We start from the raw sequence: 807 nt of genomic DNA on the forward strand, positions 1-807 counted from the left end.
TATTAATAACAACAATATCTCTAGTGTCAAATACTGCTGTTCTGTCAAATGCTTTGTAGGCAAGAGATTAATCTTGGAGTAACTTTTTTGCTTCATTTAATACTTCTAATAAATCACTAAGTCCAAATTTTGGTACAAAGTCGGGTTGTGCGTACCCTGTATATATTTCTATTTCTAGCATTTCAGGACCTTTATCTTTATTTATTTGTGCAATTGCTTCACCTTTATACTGAATTTCTACGGTTATTTCCTCGTAGTTTAAATCGCTGAAACGAAGGATTTCAAATCCAGAATCTAACTTAATCGCCATTTTTGTCTCCTAGTCTAAAAATCCAGAAAAACTACCATCACCGTTAAATCTTATTCCACGTCCATCAGGAATTCTAGCTTCAACGGCACCCTTGTTTCCAATCCCAACAAAAACAACGTCAGGATGATATAGAATCTCATCAACTTGTTGTTGAGCAATTAGATTTTTATTAGCGTTATTCCCAGTTAAGGCTGGAAAAGGAGAAGATCCTCTTTGACCTGATGCGTGCTTATCTAATGCTCGACCACCCTTAGTTAAGCCACCTTTACCCAAAGGTTCATTTGCGGCATTAACCAGCTCATTTAAATCTAGTGTGGTTGGATCTATTCTGTTGGGATTCGATGGGTCGTAGTATGAATTATGAACCAGAAGCCCCAACTCAGAGACAAAATAAGTATGAAATCCCTCTACCCTAAAATTATAAACCTCAAACAGCCCGGAGCGCTTCTCAACCCCATCAACATCAACAACCCGACCATCCTCAGTCTGCAACAAAC

The 807-nt window shown here is 37.9% G+C and carries 2 protein-coding genes; both read right to left on the reverse strand.

The window, feature by feature from the left end; all coding sequences use genetic code 11:
* Window positions 1–67: 67 nt before the first annotated feature.
* Complete coding sequence (locus ACM0OP_RS24240) at window positions 68–310, reverse strand: hypothetical protein (protein ID WP_414530957.1); 243 nt, start codon at window positions 308–310, stop codon at window positions 68–70.
* A gap of 9 nt (window positions 311–319) precedes the next feature.
* Window positions 320–807 (reverse strand): hypothetical protein (locus tag ACM0OP_RS24245; protein ID WP_414530958.1); only part of this gene is annotated, 488 nt, incomplete at its 5' end.

Source organism: Nodularia chucula CCY0103, from assembly GCF_963923915.1.
Classification (GTDB): Bacteria; Cyanobacteriota; Cyanobacteriia; order Cyanobacteriales; family Nostocaceae; genus Nodularia; species Nodularia chucula.

What these genes read in the sequence shown, in the direction of transcription:
- ACM0OP_RS24240 (WP_414530957.1), bottom strand. Translation starts at nt 310, where the DNA reads ATGGCGATTAAGTTAGATTCTGGATTTGAAATCCTTCGTTTCAGCGAT.